An 18,957-nucleotide genomic window follows, 5' to 3' on the forward strand; every position below is an offset into this window, starting at 1 on the left:
GCTGGATGTCCCCGGGCGCGTGGAAGCTCGACGTCTACGAGCAGCTCGATGGCTACAAGGCGCTCCGCAAGGCCCTCAAGTACTCCGAGGGCGACCTCATCTCCTTCATGAAGGACTCCGGCCACCGCGGACGCGGCGGCGCCGGGTTCCCCGTCGGCATGAAGTGGCAGTTCGTGCCCGACGACGGCCAGGACCACTACCTGGTCGTCAACGCCGACGAAGGCGAGCCGGGCACCTGCAAGGACCTGCCGCTCATGATGAACGACCCGCACTCGCTCATCGAGGGCATCGTCATCGCCTCCTACGCCATCAAGGCCTCCCGCGCGTTCGTCTACGTCCGCGGCGAGGCCATCCACGCCGCCCGGCGGCTGCGCAACGCCGTCCGCGAAGCGAAGGAGGCCGGGTACCTCGGCAAGGACATCCTCGGCTCCGGGTTCGACCTCGAAGTCGTGATCCACTCCGGCGCAGGCGCCTACATCTGCGGCGAGGAGACCGCCCTCCTGGACTCCCTGGAGGGCAAGCGCGGCCAGCCGCGCCTGCGCCCGCCGTTCCCCGCCACGCACGGGCTCTACAACAAGCCCACCTGCATCAACAACGTCGGCTCCATCGCCGCCGTCCCGCACATCGTGCTCGGCGGCGCCCAGTGGTGGAAGGACCTCGGCTCCGAGAACGCCGCGGGCACGATGATCTACTCGCTGTCGGGCCGCGTCAAGCGCCCCGGCCAGTACGAGTGCTCGCTGGGCACCACGCTCCGCGAGCTCATCGAGCTCGCCGGAGGCATGGAGGACGGGCACGAGCTCAAGTTCTTCACCCCCGGCGGCTCCTCGACCCCGATGCTCGCGGCCGACTCGATCGACGTCCCGCTCGACTTCGACAACGTCGCCAAGGCCGGCTCGATCCTCGGCACCACCGCGGTCATGATCTTCTCCGACCAGGACTGCCCGGTGGTCTCCTGCTGGCGCTGGCTGAAGTTCTACCAGCACGAATCCTGCGGCAAGTGCACGCCGTGCCGCGAGGGCAACTACTGGATGGTGCGCGTCTACGAGCGCATCCTCTCCGGCCAGGGCTCCCTCGGCGACCTCAAGCTCCTCGAGAGCGCGTGCAAGAACCTCCTGGGCCGCTCCTTCTGCGGCCTCGGCGACGGCGCGACCTCCTGTGTCACCTCGTCGCTGAAGTACTTCCGGCAGGACTACCTCGACTACATCGAAGGGCACAAGACCCCCCTCTTCGATGCCGAGAAGATCGGAGCCCACTAGACATGACCGATCAAGTCACCTTCACCATCGACGGCGTCGAGGTCACGGTCCCCAAGGGCACCTTGATCATCCGCGCCGCCGAGCAGCTGGGCATCGAGATCCCCCGCTTCTGCGACCACCCGCTGCTGGAGCCCGCCGGGGCCTGCCGCCAGTGCCTCGTGGACGTCCCCGACATGGGCAACGGGCGCGGCATGCCCAAGCCCGCCGCGTCCTGCACGACCACCGCCATGGAGGGCATGGTCGTCAAGACCCAGCACACCAGCGAGGTCGCCAAGGAGGCCCAGGAGGGGATCATGGAGTTCCTCCTGATCAACCACCCCCTGGACTGCCCGGTCTGCGACAAGGGCGGCGAGTGCCCGCTGCAGAACCAGGCCATGAGCACCGGCCGCACCGAGACGCGCATGGAGCCGAAGGACAAGCGCCGCTACAAGAAGGCGCTGCCGATCTCCTCGCAGGTGCTGCTCGACCGCGAGCGCTGCGTGCTGTGCGCGCGCTGCACCCGCTTCTCCGACCAGGTCGCGGGCGACCCGTTCATCGAGCTCATGGAGCGCTCCGCGCTCGAGCAGGTGGGCGTGTACGAGGACGAGCCGTTCGAGTCGTACTTCTCGGGCAACACCGTCCAGATCTGCCCGGTCGGCGCGCTCACCGGCACGCAGTACCGGTTCCGCTCAAGGCCTTTCGACCTCGTGTCGACGCCCAGCGTGTGCGAGCACTGCTCGGCGGGCTGCTCGCAGCGCTCGGACCACCGCCGCGGCAAGGTGCTCCGCCGCCTCGCGGGGGAGGACCCGGCGGTGAACGAGGAGTGGAACTGCGACAAGGGCCGCTGGGGCTCCTCCTACATCGAGGCGGCCGACCGCATCACGAAGCCGCTGGTCCGCGACGAGGACGGGTCGCTGCGCGAGGCGTCCTGGCCCGAGGCCCTGCGCCGCGCGGCGGCCGGTCTCAAGGAGGCCGCGGGCCGCGTCGGCGTCCTGCCGGGCGGGCGGCTCACCGTCGAGGACTCCTACGCGTACGCGAAGTTCGCGCGGGTCGCCCTCGGCACCAACGACATCGACTTCCGCTCCCGCCCGCACTCCACTGAGGAGTCGGAGTTCCTGGCGCACGCCGTGGCCGGGGTCTTCCCCTCCAGCGGCGCGGTCACCTACGAGGACCTGGAGAAGGCCCCCGTGGTCGTCACCGTCGGCCTCGAAGTCGAAGAGGAATGCCCGATCGCGTTCCTGCGCCTGCGCAAGGCGGTGCGCCAGCGCGGCCAGCGCGTGCACGTGGTCGCGCCGTTCGCGACGCGCGGCACGGCGAAGCTGAACGCGAACCTGATCGAGGCCCTGCCGGGCGAGGAGGCCGAACTCCTCGACGGCTGGAGGCGCGGCGGTTTCGTGCGCGACGCGCTCAGCGAAGCGGGCGCGGTCGTGCTCCTCGGCGAGCGGCTCGCGACGGTGGAGGGCGCGTTCTCGGCGGCGGTCCGTTTGGCGAAGGCCACGGGCGCGCGGCTGGCGTGGATCCCCCGGCGCGCGGGCGACCGCGGCGCGGTGGAGTCCGGGTGCCTTCCGGGTCTGCTGCCGGGCGGCGGTCTCGCCTCCTATGCGGCGGACCGGGAGCAGCTGGCCGAGTACTGGGGCGTGGAGTCCCTGCCGGGCAACGACGGTCGCGGCGCGTGGGACATCCTGCAGGCCGCCGCGGACGGCGAGCTGGACGCGCTGCTCATCGGCGGCGTGGACCCGTACGACTTCGCGGACGGACCGGCGGTGGAGGCGGCGCTGTACGCGTCGCGTTTCGTGGTCTCCCTTGAGATCCGGCACTCCGCGGTGACGCGCGTGGCGGACGTGATCCTGCCGGTGGCCCCCGTGACGGGCAAGCCCGGCGCGTACTTCGACTGGGAGGGGCGCCTGCGGACGTTCGACACGGTGATCCCTTCGGATCTCATGTCGGACCACGCGGTGCTGGACACCCTGGCGGCGGCGATGGGCGTCGAGCTCGGGACCGCCGAGACCCGCACGGTCCGTGCGGAGCTCGCTGGGCTCCCGGATCCGATCACGCGCCAGCCCGCCCCGGACTGGGCCTCGGACAAGCCCGCCCATGTGCACGAGGACGGCAAGGCGGTCCTGGCGACGTGGCGTCAGCTGCTCGACGGCGGTTCCATGCAGGAGAACAACCCGCATCTGGCGGGCTGCGCGCCGGACCCGGTGGTGCGGCTCAGCGCGGCGACGGCGAAGGCGATCGGCGCGAGCGAGGGCAACGGTGTGACCGTGGCGACCTCGATCGGCGGGATCACGCTGCCGCTGCGGGTGACCGACATGCCCGAGGGCGTGGTGTGGCTGCCGCAGAACGCGCCCGGTCGCGGGATCTACCGCCACCTGGGCGCCGGCTCCGGCGACGTGGTCCAGATCCGCGCCTACCCGAACGTCCCTCGCCCGGCCGCTGAGGCCGAATCTGTAGAGGCGGTCAAGTGATGAACGATCCGATCTGGCTCATGCTCGTCAAGGGCGTGCTCGTCTTCGTGGTGCTGGTGCTCCTGGTGCTGTTCACGATCTGGTACGAGCGGCGCGTGGTGGCGATCATGCAGGTGCGGCCGGGGCCGAACCGCAACGGGCCCTTCGGTCTGCTGCAGTCGCTCGCGGACGGCCTGAAGCTCGCGTTCAAAGAGGACGTGATGCCGCGCACCGCTGACAAGGTCGTGTTCATCGCGGCCCCGGTCATCGCGGTGGCGTGCGCGTTCACGGCGTTCGCGGTGATCCCGTTCGGGCCCGAGGTGAACGTCTTCGGCCTGGAGACGGAGCTGCAGCTCACCGACTTCGAGGTGAGCGTGCTCCTGATCCTGGCGTGCTCGGCGGTCGGCGTGTACGGCATCGTGCTGGCGGGCTGGTCCTCCGGTTCGACGTATTCGCTGCTGGGCGCGCTGCGCGCTGCGGCGCAGGTGATCTCGTACGAGATCGCGCTGGGCCTGGCGGTGCTGACGGTGTTCTTCCAGTCGCAGCTGATGTCGACGGGCGCGATCGTGGAGGCGCAGGCGCAGGGCCTGCCGATGAACTTCGGCGGCACGGAGATCACGCTGCCGGGCTGGTACTTCCTGATCCTCGCGCCGAGCTTCGTGATCTTCGTGATCTCGATGGTCGGCGAGACGAACCGCGCCCCATTCGACCTGCCTGAGGCGGAGTCGGAGCTGGTGGCGGGCTTCGCGACCGAGTACTCCAGCTTGAAGTACGCGTCGTTCTTCCTGGCCGAGTACGTCAACATGGTGACGATGTCGGCCCTGTGCGTGACGCTGTTCCTGGGCGGCTGGGCCGCGCCGTTCCCCGCCTCGTGGTGGCCGGGAGCGAACGAGGGCTTCATGCCGCTGGTGTGGTTCTTCGGGAAGGTCCTGGCGTTCCTGTTCTTCTACGTGTGGCTGCGCGGCACGCTGCCGCGTCTGCGCTACGACCAGTTCATGCGCCTGGGCTGGAAGGTCCTCGTCCCGGTCTCCCTCGTGTGGCTCATGGTCCTGGCGGCCATGAACATCGGCCTGGACACCGAGAACGAGCTGCCGACCCGGATCGCGTTCGCGGGCGGTGCGGCGATCGTCGTGATGGCCCTGATCTTCTTCTGGCCCAACCGGAAGCAGTACGAAGAGCCCGCTGAGGCGGACACGGGCCTGGGCGGGTTCCCCGTCCCGCCGCTGGACCTGGTGGTCCCGCCGAGCCCCCGTTCGCTCACCGAGCTCGAACCCGCAAAGACTTCTAAGGGAGAGGAGGAGTAGATGTCCGGTTTCGCGAAGGGCTTCGGCGTCACCTTCTCGCACATGTTCAAGCCGAAGGTCACCGTGGACTACCCGGAGGAGCCTTCGAAGCTCGAGCCGCGGTACCACGGCCGCCACGTGCTCAACCGCCACCCCGACGGGCTGGAGAAGTGCATCGGCTGCGAGCTGTGCGCGTGGGCCTGCCCGGCCGACGCGATCTACGTCGAGGGCGCGGAGAACACCGAGGCCGAGCGGTTCTCGCCCGGCGAGCGGTACGCCAAGACCTACCAGATCAACTACGCGCGCTGCATCTTCTGCGGCCTGTGCATCGAGGCCTGCCCGACCCGTTCGCTCACGATGAGCAACGAGTACGAGCTGGCCCGCGACGACCGCCGGGACCTCATCTTCACGAAGGAGGAGCTGCTCGCCCCGCTCATCGAGGGCATGGAGCAGCCGCCGCACCCGATGCGCCTGGGCGACAGCGAGAAGGCGTACTACGCGTCCGGTCCGCAGAACCCCGGCGCGAGCGAGGGCGCGGAGTTCTCGCTCACGGAGATGCTCGCGCAGAACCGGAGGGGTGAGCAGTGATCGACCTCGCGCAGACCGTCGCGCAGAACGCCTCGATGGGCGAGTCGGTCTTCTTCTGGATCCTCGCGCCGATCGCGCTCGGCGGGGCCATGGGCCTCGTGCTGGCGCGCTCGGCGATCCACGCGGCGCTGATGCTCGCGATCACCATGCTGTGCCTGGCGGTCTTCTACATCATGCAGGCCGCCCCGTTCCTCGGGTTCGTGCAGATCATGGTCTACACGGGCGCGATCATGATGCTGTTCCTGTTCGTGCTCATGCTGTTCGGGCGCGACTCGAAGGACTCGATGTTCGAGACGCTGCGGGGGCAGCGCCTGTTCGCGGTGCTGCTCGGCATCGGCCTGGCGGCGCTCCTGTCCTCAGGCCTCGCGCGCGCGGTCTCGGGCATGACCATGGCGGCCGACCCGCGCTGGGCCACCGGCGAGCAGTCGAACGTCGAGGCGATCGCCGAGGCGCTGTTCTCGACGTACCTGTTCCCGTTCGAGGTCATGGCGGGCGCGCTCACCGTCGCCGCCGTCGGCGCCCTCATGTTCGCGCACGTCGCCAAGAAGGGCGGCCACCGCGGGCAGAAGGAGCACAGCCGCGAGCGGTTCGCCCCCGGGAACTACCCGGGCCCCAAGCCCGGCCCCGGCGTGTTCGCGACCTCCGACTCGACCGCGACGCCCGCGCTGCGGCCCGACGGCTCGGTCGAGCCCGCGTCGCTGTCGGAGTATGTCCCGCCGCGCCAGCTCACGGCCGCCGAGGCGGCCCCGAAGCACACGGAAGGGCGGGACTGATGGGCCCCGAGTACTACCTGATCCTGGCCGCCGCGCTGTTCACGATCGGCGCGGTCGGCGTCCTGGTGCGCCGCAACTCGATCGTCGTGTTCATGTGCGTGGAGCTCATGCTCAACGCCGGGAACCTGACGCTGGTCACGTTCGCCCGCACGAGCGGCAACATCGACGGGCAGGTGATGGCGTTCTTCGTGATGGCCGTGGCCGCCGCCGAGGTCGTCGTCGGCCTGGCGATCATCATGGCGATCTACCGGTCCCGGCGCTCCGCCTCCGTCGACGACGCCAACCTGCTGAAGGCCTAGAGGGGACACAGTGGACGACATCTCGTACGCACCGGCCGAAGGGCTCCTCTCGCTGGCGTGGCTGCTCATCGCCCTGCCCGCGATCGGCGCCGCGGTCCTCCTCCTCGGAGGCCGCCGCACCGACAAGTGGGGCCACTGGCTCGGCGTCGCCACCATCGGCGGCGCCTTCGCGCTCGCCCTCGCCATGTTCAGCTCCCTTGCGGGCCTTGAGAACAAGAGCGCGAACCTCGACCTGTTCACGATCCTCTCGGTCGGTGACCTCGAAGTCGAGGCGAACCTCCTGTTCGACCCGCTGAGCGCGGTCTTCTGCCTGCTCATCACCGGCGTCGGCTTCCTCATCCACGTCTACGCCGTCGGCTACATGTCGCACGACGAAGGACGCCGGAAGTTCTTCGCCTACTTCAACCTGTTCGCCGCCGCGATGCTCGTGCTCGTCCTCGGCGGCAACTACTTCATGACCTTCATCGGCTGGGAGGGCGTGGGTCTCGCCTCCTACCTCCTCATCTCGTTCTGGCAGATGAAGCCCGCCGCCGCCACGGCGGGCAAGAAGGCGTTCCTGACCAACCGCGTCGCCGACGTCGGCTTCCTGCTCGCCATGTTCACCATGATCGGCGCGCTCGGCACCGTCGACTTCGCGGGCGTCTTCAACGGGGCCGAGTCCCTCTCCACGGAGACGAGCCTCGCGATCGGGCTGCTGCTCCTGGCGGCCGCCTGCGGCAAGTCCGGTCAGTTCCCGTTCCAGACCTGGCTCCCGGACGCCATGGAGGGCCCGACCCCGGTGTCGGCGCTCATCCACGCGGCCACCATGGTCACCGCGGGCGTGTACTTGATCGCCCGCTCGCACGTCATCTTCAGCCTCAACGCCGACGTGCAGACCGCCGTCGTCGTCGTCGGCGCGCTCACCCTCCTCTTCGGAGCGGTCGTGGGCTGCGCGAAGGACGACATCAAGCGGGTCCTCGCCTGGTCCACGGTCTCCCAGATCGGCTACATGTTCCTCGCGGTCGGCCTCGGCGGCGGCGCGTTCGCGCTCGGCATCATCCACCTGCTCGCGCACGGCTTCTTCAAAGCCGGGCTGTTCCTCGGCTCCGGCTCGGTCATGCACGCCATGAACGACCAGACCGACATCCGCCGCTTCGGCGGCCTCTGGCGGAAGATGCCGCTCACGTACGCGACGTTCGCCGCCGGATGGCTGGCCATCATCGGCCTGTTCCCGTTCTCCGGCTTCTGGACCAAGGACCCGATCATCGCCTCCGCGTTCGCCCGCGAAGGCTGGCAGGGCTGGGTCGTCGGCGGCGCCGCGCTCCTGGGCGCCGCGCTCACCGCGTTCTACATGACCCGCCTGTTCGTGCTCACCTTCCACGGCCCCAAGCGCTGGACCGACGACGTGCACCCGCACGAGTCCCCGGCGATCATGACCGTGCCGCTGGTGCTGCTCGGCCTCGGCTCGCTCGGCGCGGGCGGCCTCATGGCCACCGGCGTCGCCGACTGGCTCGTGCCCGTCTTCGGCGAGCCGCACGAGGTCCACGGCCACCTGACCCACATGCAGGTCACCATCGCCACCACCATCGTGGTGGTCCTCGGCGCGGGTCTCGGCTGGCTCCTGTTCCGGGGCGGCACCGACGAAGTGCCGCGCGCCGCCTCCTGGCCGGTGCGGGCCGCCCGCGCCGACCTCGGCGGCGAGGCCGTCAACCGCGGCGTGTTCGAACGCCCGAGCCGCCTGGCCGCCAGCGCCTCGGTCGCCATGGACGGCCGCGTCGTCGACGGCGCGGTGAACGGCCTGTCGGCCGCGATCGGCGGCACGTCGCGCCGCCTGCTCGTGCTGCAGACCGGCTTCGTCCGCTCCTATGCCCTGTCCATTCTGTCCGGCGCTGTCATCGTGGTGGCCGCGCTCATGGTGGTGGTCGTCCAATGAACGAACTCCCGTTGCTGTCGGCGCTGGTCGCCGTGCCCCTGATCGGGGCGGTGGTCGTCGCGTCGATCAAGCGCGAGAACGCCGACGCGGCCCGCTGGACCGCCCTCGGCGTCTCCGGCGTGGTCGCCGTGCTCGCCGCTCTGGTGGCGCTCGGCTTCGACTACTCGGCGGACGCGCCGTGGCTCCAGTTCACCGAGTCCTACACGTGGATCGAGGCCTGGGACCTGAACCTGTCGTGGGGCGTGGACGGCATCGCGCTGCTCATGGTGATCCTCACGGCGGGCCTGACGCCGATCGCGATGCTCGCGGCCTGGCGCGACCTGGACGCGGTGAAGCGCTCCGTACCGGCGTTCTTCGCGCTGATCCTCGCGCTCGAAGCGGCGATGCTGGCGACCTTCCTGGCCTCCAACGTCCTCCTCTTCTACTTCTTCTTCGAAGCGATGCTCGTCCCGATGTACTTCCTCATCGGCTCCTACGGCACCGGCCCGAAGAAGCAGTACGCGGCGGTCAAGTTCTTCCTGTACTCGCTGCTGGGCGGCCTGTTCATGCTCGTCGCCGTCATCGCCCTGTGGGTGAACAACGGCGGGGTCTTCGACTGGCAGACCCTTGTGGACAGTGAGCCGATGGCCTCGGGGACGCTGCAGAACTGGCTGTTCCTGGGCTTCTTCCTCGCGTTCGCGATCAAGGCCCCGTTCTTCCCGTTCCACACGTGGCTCCCGGACGCGGGCGGTGCGGCCCCGGCCGCCGTCGCGGCGCTCCTGGTCGGCGTCATGGACAAGATCGGGACGTTCGCGATCCTGCGCTACTGCATCCCGCTGTTCCCCGAGGCGACGCAGACGTTCGCGCCGTGGATCATCGGCATGAGCGTCATCGGCGTGGTCTACGCGGCGTTCGTCGCGATCGGCCAGACCGACCTCAAGCGCCTCGTCGCGTACACCTCGATCGCGCACTTCGGGTTCATCGGCCTCGGGATCTTCGCGTTCACGCAGGCCTCCGCGACGGGTGCGGTCCTCTACATGTTCAACCACGGGCTCGCCACGGGCCTCTTGTTCATCGTCGTGGGCTTCCTCGCGATCCGCCGCGGCTCGGCGCAGATCAACGACTACGGCGGGGCCGCCAAGACCCTGCCGGTGCTCGCCGGGATCTTCCTGTTCGCCGGCCTCGCGTCGCTGTCGCTGCCGGGCACCGCGCCGTTCATCTCCGAGTTCCTGGTCCTGTTCGGCGCCTTCACCGGCAACGAGCCGGTCGCGGTCGTCGCCACCTTGGGCATCATCCTCGCCGCCGCGTACGTGATCTGGATGTACCAGCGCACCATGCAGGGCACCCGGAACCCGGCGCTCGACGAGGTGCCCGCGATGAAGCGCGACCTCACGCTGCGCGAGAAGGCGCTCGTCGCGCCGCTGGTGATCGCGATCCTCGGCTTCGGGTTCTTCCCGCAGCCCCTGATCGACACGGTCGAGCCGGCCGTCGACAACACGCTCCTCTTCATCTCCGGCACCCCGGAGGACCTGCCCGCCGCCGAAGGAGTCACCAATGAATGAGGCCCAGCAAGCGGGGCTCGAGATCGACTGGGCCGGACTGGCCCCCATGGTCATCGTGTTCGTGGCGGCGTTCGGCGGCCTGCTCGTGGAGGCCACCGTGCCGAAGGCGCGCAGGCTGGTCGTCCAGGTCGGCCTCGCCGTCCTGGCGCTGGCCGCCGCGTTCGTCGCCGTGGTCCTGAACGCGGGCAAGAACGGCACCGCGTTCTCCCTCGAAGGCGTCGGCATCGGCTCGGTGGTCCTGGACGGCCCCGGCCTGTTCCTGCAGGGCACGCTGGCGATGCTCGCGATCGTCGCGGTCCTGCTGCTCGCCGAGCGGCGCACGACCAAGGGCGGCGACTTCGTGGCCGAGGCCGCCGTGGTCGCCGACTCGGCGGCGGACAGGGCGCAGCGGCGCGAGGACGGCGCGACGGAGATCTTCCCGCTGACGCTCTTCGCGGTCGGCGGCATGATGATGTTCGTGACCGCGGGCGACCTGCTCACCATGTTCGTCGCCTTGGAGATGCTCAGCCTCCCGCTGTACCTCCTGTGCGGCCTCGCGAAGCGCCGCCGCCTCATCAGCCAGGAGGCCGCGCTCAAGTACTTCCTCTTGGGCGCGTTCGCCTCGGCGTTCTACGTGTACGGCATGGCGATGCTGTTCGGCTTCGCCGGGACCGTGGACCTCGCGGGGATCAACCAGGCGGGGATCGACTCGGGCCAGCCGCGCCTGTTCCTGTACATCGGCGTCGCGATGATCGCGGTGGCGATGCTCTTCAAGGCCGCGGCAGTCCCGTTCCACATGTGGACGCCTGACGTCTACACGGGCGCGCCGACGCCGGTGACCGCGCTGATGGCGGCCTGCGTCAAGGTCGCGGCCTTCGGCGGCCTGCTGCGCGTGTTCAACGTGGGCCTCGCGTCCTCGGCGTGGGACTGGCACCTGATCCTCACCGTGATCGCGGTGGCGACGATGCTCGGCGGCGCGATCTTCGCCGTGACCCAGCGGAACATCAAGCGGCTCTTGGCGTACAGCTCCATCGCGAACGCGGGGTACCTCCTCATCGGCGTCATCGCCCTCGGCGAGGCGGTCGGCCAGACCATGTTCTACCTGGCCGCGTACGGCTTCACCGTGATCGCGGCGTTCGCGGTCGTCTCGCTGGTGCGCGACGGCGACGAGGAGGCGACCCACCTGGCGCGCTGGGCCGGGCTCGGCAAGAACTCGCCGGGGACCGCCGTGGTCGTCACGATCCTCATGCTCGCCTTGGCGGGCCTGCCGTTCACGAGCGGCTTCACCGCGAAGTTCAGCCTGTTCACCGCGGCCCTCCAGGCCGACGAACTGGGGCTCGTGATCGTCGGCGTCGTCTCCTCGGCGATCCTGGCGTTCCCTTACCTGAAGGTGGTCGTCCTGCTGTGGCTCAACGAGCCCGCGCCGGACGCCCCCACCGTGAACCTGCCGAGCCCGATGGCGGGCACCGTGGTCGCCGCGGGCGTGGCCGCCACGATCCTCCTCGGCGTCGTGCCCGGCTTCCTCCTCGACATCGTCGACCAGGCCAGTACGTTCCTGAACACCTAAGGCGCACAAAAGGGGCCGCGGGGAGCGATGCTCCCCGCGGCCTTTTCCTACCCCCTGGCAGGTCTTTAGGGGGTGCCTGGTGATCCCGAACGGTCTGCATCCGGCCCGTTCGCCCGCTCGCTGCGTTGTCGGCCCTCCGAATACAACACCGGTATTCGGAGGGCCTTCCGCCTTGCGAGCGAACAAACGGACTCGGATGCAGCCTCGCCCGGAATCACCAGGCACCCCCTAGGGCTCCGCGACCGCGTACGGCGCGGCGGGCTGCGGCCCGGTGCCCTCATAGGCCGCGATCCACGAGTCGTGGAGCCACATGTGCGTGCCCCGGCGGCCTTCGCTGGAGTCCCACGCGATGTCGCGCTCGTAGGTCAGCACGCCCCCGTCGGGGCCGACGATGACCCACGCGTACAGGCCTCCTTCGTGGTGCATCTTGACCTTCATGCCCGAGATCTCGACTTCGGTCCCGTCGTCGGCCGTGACCGTCTCGTCGTGCTGCTGCACGAAGTTCACCGAGAGCCCGGCGAGGTAGTCGGGCGCGACGGTGTGCAGGAAGTCGAACGCCCGCTTCTCGGCCTCCTCCGCGTCGAGCAGCGCCGCCCCGGCGCCTTCGGTTGCGAGCCTGGTGAAACCGAGGACGGTGCCCTCCTGGTCGAGCACCACGGTGGCGTGCGGGCCGCCGAGGCGGTACTCCCCGGGCTGGTGGCGGATCACGGTGACCGCGCGCTCGTCGTGGTGCTCGGTACGCACGTCGACGATCTCCCAGCCGTCCGGGATCTCCAGGCCGGTGCCTTCCAGCGCGGCGGCCTCCATCTCCTGTGCTGTCTGCATGTCCGGCTCCGGCAGGTCGGGTTCGGGTTCGGTGTCATTGGCGGCGTAGACCGCCGCTGCGGTGCCGACGGTGACAAGGACGGCGCCCGCCGCGACGGCGGTGGCTATGCGGCCCATCGGTCTGCTCCTTCCAACGGAAACGTTGGAATTGAGTATAGGCACAGCGGCGATGGATTTCAACGCAACCGTTGGATATGATTCCCGGATGGCCTGGAACACCGCTGAGACCAAGCGCAAGCTCAAGGAAGCCGCCGTCGCGGAGTTCGCCGAGCACGGTCCCGGCGGCACCACGATGGAGCGCGTCGCCCGCCGCGCCGGGGTCAACAAGGAGCGCCTCTACAGCTACTTCGGCGACAAGTCCCAGCTGTTCGCCACCGTCCTCGCCGACGAGCTCAACAAGGTCGCCGCCGCCGTCCCCCTCACCGGACTCGAAGGGCCCGAAGCGGTCGGCGCCTACGCGGCCGACGTCTTCGACTACCACTCCCAGCACCCCGCGCTCACCCGGCTGCTCCTGTGGGAGGGCCTCGCGAACCTCCCCGAGGTCCCCGACGAGGAGGCCCGCACCGACTACTACCGCGCCAAGGTCGCCGTCTTCGCCCGCGCCCAGCGCGAGCGCCGCATCAGCGACGCCCTCGCCCCCGCCGACCTCGCCTTCCTCGTCCTCGCCCTCGCCGGGTGGTGGTACGCCGTCCCCCAGATGGCCCGCATGATGCACGCCGACGCCCCCGCCGCGGCCGCCCCCCGGGACGCCCTGCGAAGCGCCGCAACCGCCCTCGCCACCCCCGCGACATAGCCCCGGCGCTCCGAGTCAACGAAGAATTTCTTCATCTGACGCTTGACTCATGGAGATTCGTGCCACATTCTGGACTGGATTCGATCGACTTCCCTTCCTCCCCTAGGAGCAGTCATGAGATGGATCCGAACGAAGCGGCGCGCGCTGCTCGCCCTGATCGCCGCGGCCCTGACGGGCGCGGTGACGGCGCTCGCCCTGGTCGCACCCGCGCAGGCCGCGACGCCCCGCAACGGCGTGTGCGAGACCGGCGAGTTCTGCCTCTACTACAACAGCGACACCTCCGGGTCCCTCAGCGACTTCGCGGGGTCCATCAGCAACTACACCCCCAGCACCGGCTGCTACAAGTTCATCAGCGCCGGTGCGGGCCAAGGCCAGTGCGTCAAGAACAACGCCGCCTCGGCCAAGAACCTGACCGGGCGCTACGTCACCGTCTTCTACAACAGCGGCTACTCCGGCCCGATCGACAACTTCAGCCCCGGCGCCGACGCGAACCTCCGCGCCTACCTGAAGAACCAGAACGCCGGGCACCTCGTCGGCGTCAGCGGCACCGCCTCCGACAACCTCGAGTACGCCGTCTACCACTCGTCCTCGGCGAACATCACCGCCTACTTCGACGGCTACACCACCACCTCCGGACGCCACGAGGGCGTCGACATCGCGCACGCCGTCGGCGCCGCGGTCTACGCGCCCGTCTCCGGCACCGTCGTCCGCATGACCGAGGGCGCCCGGGGCTCCGGCGGCCTCTCGACCCTCGCCGTCTACAACTCGAGCCTCGACAAGACCGTCGTCTACCTGCACCTGAACCCGTCCCAAGGCGTCGGGGCGACCATCTCCGTCGGCGAGCAGATCGGCGTCGAGGACTGGCGCGGCGTCAGCTCCTCCGGCGGCGCGCACACGCACGTCGAGATGCGCAACGGCCGCCAGACCGCCGCCGCCCCGAGCGTCGGCGACCCGACCCTGTCCAACCCCAACCCGTCCAGCTTCTGGACGGCCCGCGGCTACAACATCTGCTGCCAGTTCGGTTAGCGCATAAAGCGAAAGCCGCGGAGGGCGATCCCCTCCGCGGCTTTTCGTCTGCCTGCTAGGCCTTGACCGTCTCCAGCTCCCCGGTCTCGGCGAGCTCGCGGTCGATCTCCTCGAACAGCTCCTCGGCGGCGAACCAGGCCTTGGAGGCCTTGGAGCGCAGGAGGAGCAGCGTCGCGGTCGGGAAGGAGCCGCACACCACCAGCATGGCGGCGGCGCTCACGAAGAAGGGGGCCTCGTCCGGGAACGTCGCGAAGTACGCGCGGCCGAGGATCCACAGGAACATCGCGCCCGGGACGATCGCGAGCGCCCACCACGCGGCCTTGACCGCGTGCGCGCGGCGGCGGCCCAGGCGGGTGGCGATGAACGGCATCGAGACCGTGACGGCGACGCTCAGGAGGATCGTGGCCAGGCGCTCGAGGTCGATCGAGCCGATCACGTCGAGCATCGTGTCGTGGCTGGAGGACGACCGGGTCGCGTCGAAGAGGAACCGCACGCCGATCGAGTAGAGCAGCACGATCGCCGCGAACTGGATCCAGATGACGCCTTGCGCGGCGAGGACGGACTTCGGCTTGGCAGAGGGCCCGTGGTGTCGGGGTCGCACTGCGCTCCCTTCTCGGCGGCAGCAGTGCGCCGAAGGATCGACCGGCGGATCGGCGAGATCCACGCCGGATCGGCTGAGCTCATGCGCGGCTCGCAAGCTTCGCCGCGGCGGGGGCGCCGCTTCCTGGGGAAAGCGACCTTTGAACGATAGCGAACCCCGGCCACCGCCAGGGACCCGGTGCGATCCAGAACACGAACAATCCGGACACAGTTCGGGAACCTTGACAGCCAAAATTCTGATAGCTACTGTCAAATGACAGTAACTTCCCGAATTGAGGCGCCATGGCACCCGTATCCGCCCGCCGTCGCTGGTGGGCCCTCCTCTCGCTCCTGTTCGGCCTGCTCGTCGTCGGCCTCGACGTCACGATCCTCAACGTCGCCCTCCCGACCCTCGCCGTCGACCTCGACGCCTCGACGGCCGACCTCCAGTGGATCGTCGACGCCTTCATCGTCGCGCTGGCCGCCCTGCTGCTCCCCGCGGGACTGCTCGGCGACCGGCTCGGCCGCAAGAAGGTCCTCCTCGCCGGGCTCGCGATCTTCGGCGTCGCCTGCGGCCTCGCCACGATCGCCGACTCGGTCGGCGTGCTCGTCGCCGCCCGCGCCCTCATGGGCGTCGGCGCGGCCGTGGTCATGCCCGTCTCGATCGCGGTCGTGCCCAGCATGTTCAGCGGCGCCGAACGCACCCGGGCGGTCGCCCTGCTCACCGCGGGCATGGCGATCGGGCTCCCGCTCGGCCCGCTCCTGGGAGGCTGGCTCCTGGAGCACTACTGGTGGGGCTCGGTCTTCCTCATCAACCTGCCGCTCATCGTGATCGGGTTCTTCGCCATCGCGTTCCTGCTCCCGGAGTCCACCGACCGCAACGCGCCGAAGCTGCAGCCGTTGGCGACGCTCGCGGCCGTGGTCGGCCTGGCCGCGCTCGTCTACGGCGTCATCGAGGCGCCCGTGGACGGGTGGCTCTCGACCGCGACGCTTGTCGGCGGCATCGGCGGGCTCGCCCTCATCACCGGCTTCGTCGTCTCGCAGGCCCGGTCGGCGTCGCCGATGGTCGACCTCGGGCTCTTCCGCGACCGCGCCTTCCTCTGGGGCTCCATGATCGCCACGGCAGCGTCGATGCTCATGATGGGCGCGCTGTTCCTCGTGCCGCAGTACCTGCAGATCGTCGAGGGCCACTCCGCGTTCGGCACGGGCCTGCGGCTGCTGCCGATGATCGGCGGGCTCATGGTCGGCGGCCTCGGCGCCGAACGCCTCGCCGCCCGCTTCGGGTACCGGTTCACCGTCATCGCGGGCCTCGCGCTCTCCGCCGCCGGGTGCGCCCTCGCCACGGCCACCGACCCGGGCACCGGCTTCGGACTCGTCGCGACCTGGCTCGCCGTCCTCGGCGCGGGCTTCGGCATGTCGCTCGTCCCCGCCACGGACGCGGTCCTCGCATCGCTCCCGGCCGACCGCGCCGCGATCGGCTCCGCGCTCATGCAGACCCTGCGCCAGACCGGCGGCGCGATCGGCGTGGCCGTGTTCGGGTCGGTCGCCTCCAGCGTCTACCGGGCCGAACTCGACCTCCCGCCGCTCCCTTCCGAGGCCGCGACCGCTGCAGAGGACTCCGTCGCGGGCGCGGCCGCCGTCGCTGACGCGCTCGGCTCACCGGAGACCGCGAGCACCGCGTTCGCGGCGTTCACCGACGGCATGGGCGCGGTGTTCCTGGTCTGCGCGGTCCTCGCGGTCGTCGTCGCGTGCGCGGCGGGCCCGAGGTTCCCGAAACGCCCGGGCGCCGAAGAGGCACAATCGCAGCATGAACCCTCCCGGGCTGCGTGAGCGCAAGAAGATCGAGACCCTGCACCGGTTGCAGGAGGAGGCCCTGCGGCTCTTCGACGAGCAAGGCTATGAAGCGACGACGATCGAGCAGATCGCCGCGGCCGCAGGGGTCTCCCCCTCGACCTTCTACCGCTACTTCCCGACGAAGGAGGACGTGGTCGTCCAGGACGAGTACGACCCGCTCATCGTCAACGTCTTCGAGAGCCAGTCGCAGGACGACCCGCCGCTCACCGCCCTCCGGGCGGTCCTCGCGACCCTCTTCGCCGAGTTCACCGAAGCGGACATCACCCGGGTCCGCCGCCGGGTCCGCATGATCTTCGCCGTCCCCGCCCTGCGCGCCAAGCAGGTCCAGCAGACGGCCGCGACGGAGGAACTGCTCGCCCGCATGGTCGCCGCCCGCACCGGCCGCTCACCCGAAGAGCTCGAGGTCCGCCACTTCACGGCCCTCGTCGTCACCTCCTGGACCGTCGCGATCAGCGCCTGGGCCGCCACCGAGGGCACCAAGCACGACCTCGAAGCGACGATGAACCGCTGCCTCACCCACCTCGAAGCAGGCGCCCCGCTCTGATGTAGCGCAGTGTGTCTCATAATGCTACAGTCAGAGTATGGAGACAATCACGCAGCGCGAGTTTCGGAACAACTCCGCCGCGATCATGGATGCGGTCGAACATGGCCGGAGCTTCATCATCACCCGCAACGGAGTCGAAGTCGCCGAGGTGCGCCCGCGCAGCCGCCGCCACAAGCTCACCTCCGCCGAATTGATCGAGCGTCATCGGAGACTGCCGAGCATCGACTACGCGGAGATGCGCGCCGAAGCCGACGAGTTCTTCGGCGAGGATCGCCTTGGAGACGACGACCCGTGGGAGCGAGCCGGTGCCTGAAGTCGAACCCCGCGGGGTCCTTGACACCTGCGTTGTGATCGATCTGAAGCGACTCACGGCCGACCGGCTCCCGGAGATTCCGGAGCTCACTGCGATCACGCTGACAGAGCTGCATCAGGGCATCGCCATGGCTCCGACAGTCGGTAAGCGCGCCGTTCGGCTGGAAGTCCTCAACGCGGCGATCGATGAGTTCGACCCGCTTCCCTACGACGGCGAAGCGGCGAGCCGGTACGGCACTCTCGCTGCGCTGACGGTTGAACAGGGCCGTTCCCCGAAGCCGCGACGAATGGACTTGATGATCGCGGCGATCGCCTCGGTCCACGAACTGCCGCTCTATACGCGCAATCCGGACGACTTCAAAGGGCTTGAATCCTTGGTGAGGGTCATCGCGGTCTAAGCGTCGCGTTCGATCATGTAGTCGCAGATGTCGACCAGGGCCTTCTGCGCGGGGCCTTCGGGGAGGGCCTTCGCGAGCGTCCGCGCCCGCTCCTGGTACTGCAGGAGCGTGGCCTTCGCCTGGTCCAGGGCCTTCGAGGCGCGCAGGAGCTCCAGGGCCTCAGGCAGGTCCGCCTCGGGGACCGGGCCCGCGACGAGTTCCCTGAGCCGGGTTTCGGACGGGTCGTCGCCGCCGAGGGCGTAGATGACCGGGAGGGTCGGGACGCCTTCGAGGAGGTCGGTGCCGGGGGTCTTGCCCGAAGAGTCCGAGGCGATGTCGATGATGTCGTCGGCGATCTGGAACGCCACGCCGATGACCTCGCCGAACTCCTCGGCGGTCGCGATGGTCGCCTCCGAGGCGCCCGCGAACCACGCGCCGAACTTGGCGCACGTGGCGATGAGCGAGCCGGTCTTCTCGGAGAGGATCTCCAGGTGCCACTCGACGGGGTCGGCGCCCTCGGGCTGCGGCATGGTCTCGTTGATCTGCCCGCGCACGAGCCGCGCGAACGTGGCCGCCTGGAGGCGCACGGCCTCGATGCCGAGGTCGGCCATCATCTGCGCGGCCTGGCTGAACAGGTAGTCGCCGGTGAGGATCGCGACCGAGTTGTCCCAGCGGGCGTTCGCGCTCGGGGCGCCGCGGCGCACGAGCGCCTCGTCCATGACGTCGTCGTGGTAGAGCGTCGCCAGGTGCGTCAGCTCGAGCGCGACGGCGGCGTCGAGGATGCCGGGGCGGTTCGGGTCGCCCAGGTGCGCGCACGCGAGCGTGAGCATCGGGCGGAAGCGCTTCCCGCCGGCGCGGATGAGGTGGGACCCGGACTGGCGCAGCAGCGGCTGGTCGGTGTCGACCGCTTTGAGCAGCCGTTCCTCGACGAGATCGAGCGAGGCTCGGATCGCTTCGGCGAAGGCCTCGTCGGAGAAGGTCAGCGCGGTCTGGGCGCGTCGGGTGGTCACCACAGCCTCACCT

18 protein-coding genes are annotated in these 18,957 nt (G+C 69.7%); 15 read left to right on the forward strand and 3 right to left on the reverse strand.

Annotated elements, in window-relative coordinates:
• The first annotated feature begins 5 nt into the window (after positions 1-5).
• The 9 genes from nuoF to nuoN are packed head-to-tail and all read left to right on the forward strand — an operon-like array spanning position 6 to position 11,624.
• Positions 6-1,256 (forward strand): NADH-quinone oxidoreductase subunit NuoF, encoded by a 1,251-nt coding sequence (gene nuoF, locus ACGGCP_RS18260; protein ID WP_392968035.1) that lies wholly within the window; start codon positions 6-8, stop codon positions 1,254-1,256.
• A gap of 2 nt (positions 1,257-1,258) precedes the next feature.
• Entirely contained in the window at positions 1,259-3,703 is a 2,445-nt protein-coding gene (locus tag ACGGCP_RS18265; protein WP_392967581.1) for an NADH-quinone oxidoreductase subunit G, read from the forward strand.
• A complete protein-coding gene (nuoH, locus tag ACGGCP_RS18270; protein ID WP_392967583.1) occupies positions 3,703-4,986 on the forward strand; it encodes an NADH-quinone oxidoreductase subunit NuoH in 1,284 nt (427 codons plus the stop codon). Before ACGGCP_RS18265 ends, nuoH begins: the two co-directional genes overlap by 1 nt.
• A complete protein-coding gene (gene nuoI / locus ACGGCP_RS18275) occupies positions 4,987-5,553 on the forward strand; it encodes an NADH-quinone oxidoreductase subunit NuoI (RefSeq protein WP_392967585.1) in 567 nt (188 codons plus the stop codon).
• Complete coding sequence (locus ACGGCP_RS18280; protein WP_392967587.1) at positions 5,550-6,326, forward strand: NADH-quinone oxidoreductase subunit J; 777 nt, start codon at positions 5,550-5,552, stop codon at positions 6,324-6,326. Before nuoI ends, ACGGCP_RS18280 begins: the two co-directional genes overlap by 4 nt.
• On the forward strand, positions 6,326-6,625 hold the full coding sequence (nuoK, locus tag ACGGCP_RS18285) for an NADH-quinone oxidoreductase subunit NuoK (RefSeq protein ID WP_392967589.1): 300 nt from the start codon (positions 6,326-6,328) through the stop codon (positions 6,623-6,625). The genes ACGGCP_RS18280 and nuoK overlap by 1 nt, the downstream gene beginning before the upstream one ends.
• Before the next feature lie 10 nt (positions 6,626-6,635).
• Positions 6,636-8,537, forward strand: coding sequence for an NADH-quinone oxidoreductase subunit L (gene nuoL, locus ACGGCP_RS18290; RefSeq protein ID WP_392967591.1), 1,902 nt, complete (start codon positions 6,636-6,638; stop codon positions 8,535-8,537).
• Positions 8,534-10,078: an NADH-quinone oxidoreductase subunit M gene (locus tag ACGGCP_RS18295; RefSeq protein WP_392967593.1), complete on the forward strand. Its 1,545-nt coding sequence runs from the start codon at positions 8,534-8,536 to the stop codon at positions 10,076-10,078. The genes nuoL and ACGGCP_RS18295 overlap by 4 nt, the downstream gene beginning before the upstream one ends.
• The gene (nuoN, locus tag ACGGCP_RS18300) at positions 10,071-11,624 is read left to right on the forward strand and encodes an NADH-quinone oxidoreductase subunit NuoN (RefSeq protein ID WP_392967595.1); all 1,554 of its coding nucleotides are present in this window, start codon (positions 10,071-10,073) and stop codon (positions 11,622-11,624) included. Before ACGGCP_RS18295 ends, nuoN begins: the two co-directional genes overlap by 8 nt.
• A gap of 228 nt (positions 11,625-11,852) precedes the next feature.
• Here the strand turns inward: nuoN and ACGGCP_RS18305 are convergent, their stop codons facing one another.
• Complete coding sequence (locus ACGGCP_RS18305; RefSeq protein ID WP_392967597.1) at positions 11,853-12,566, reverse strand: hypothetical protein; 714 nt, start codon at positions 12,564-12,566, stop codon at positions 11,853-11,855.
• Positions 12,567-12,654: 88 nt separating this feature from the next.
• On the opposite strand from ACGGCP_RS18305, the gene ACGGCP_RS18310 reads away from it, so the two are divergent.
• Both ACGGCP_RS18310 and ACGGCP_RS18315 read left to right on the forward strand, forming a co-directional pair.
• The gene (locus ACGGCP_RS18310) at positions 12,655-13,242 is read left to right on the forward strand and encodes a TetR family transcriptional regulator (protein WP_392967599.1); all 588 of its coding nucleotides are present in this window, start codon (positions 12,655-12,657) and stop codon (positions 13,240-13,242) included.
• A 114-nt stretch (positions 13,243-13,356) separates the two neighbouring features.
• A complete protein-coding gene (locus ACGGCP_RS18315; protein WP_392967601.1) occupies positions 13,357-14,268 on the forward strand; it encodes a peptidase inhibitor family I36 protein in 912 nt (303 codons plus the stop codon).
• A 55-nt stretch (positions 14,269-14,323) separates the two neighbouring features.
• Here the strand turns inward: ACGGCP_RS18315 and ACGGCP_RS18320 are convergent, their stop codons facing one another.
• The gene (locus ACGGCP_RS18320; RefSeq protein ID WP_392967602.1) at positions 14,324-14,869 is read right to left on the reverse strand and encodes a hypothetical protein; all 546 of its coding nucleotides are present in this window, start codon (positions 14,867-14,869) and stop codon (positions 14,324-14,326) included.
• A gap of 281 nt (positions 14,870-15,150) precedes the next feature.
• Here ACGGCP_RS18320 and ACGGCP_RS18325 point away from each other — a divergent pair, with 281 nt between their 5' ends.
• The 4 genes from ACGGCP_RS18325 to ACGGCP_RS18340 are packed head-to-tail and all read left to right on the forward strand — an operon-like array spanning position 15,151 to position 17,955.
• A complete protein-coding gene (locus ACGGCP_RS18325; RefSeq protein ID WP_392967604.1) occupies positions 15,151-16,677 on the forward strand; it encodes a DHA2 family efflux MFS transporter permease subunit in 1,527 nt (508 codons plus the stop codon).
• Positions 16,655-17,245 (forward strand): TetR/AcrR family transcriptional regulator, encoded by a 591-nt coding sequence (locus tag ACGGCP_RS18330; RefSeq protein ID WP_392967606.1) that lies wholly within the window; start codon positions 16,655-16,657, stop codon positions 17,243-17,245. Before ACGGCP_RS18325 ends, ACGGCP_RS18330 begins: the two co-directional genes overlap by 23 nt.
• A 37-nt stretch (positions 17,246-17,282) precedes the next feature.
• Positions 17,283-17,558, forward strand: a complete 276-nt coding sequence (locus tag ACGGCP_RS18335; protein ID WP_392967608.1) for a type II toxin-antitoxin system Phd/YefM family antitoxin — start codon at positions 17,283-17,285, stop codon at positions 17,556-17,558.
• Positions 17,551-17,955, forward strand: a complete 405-nt coding sequence (locus tag ACGGCP_RS18340) for a type II toxin-antitoxin system VapC family toxin (protein WP_392967610.1) — start codon at positions 17,551-17,553, stop codon at positions 17,953-17,955. Before ACGGCP_RS18335 ends, ACGGCP_RS18340 begins: the two co-directional genes overlap by 8 nt.
• On the opposite strand, the gene ACGGCP_RS18345 is transcribed toward ACGGCP_RS18340, so the two are convergent.
• Entirely contained in the window at positions 17,952-18,944 is a 993-nt protein-coding gene (locus ACGGCP_RS18345; RefSeq protein ID WP_392967612.1) for a polyprenyl synthetase family protein, read from the reverse strand. The genes ACGGCP_RS18340 and ACGGCP_RS18345 overlap by 4 nt on opposite strands.
• Positions 18,945-18,957 lie beyond the last annotated feature (13 nt).

Source organism: Glycomyces sp. NPDC048151, from assembly GCF_043202775.1.
Lineage (GTDB): Bacteria > Actinomycetota > Actinomycetes > Mycobacteriales > Micromonosporaceae > Glycomyces.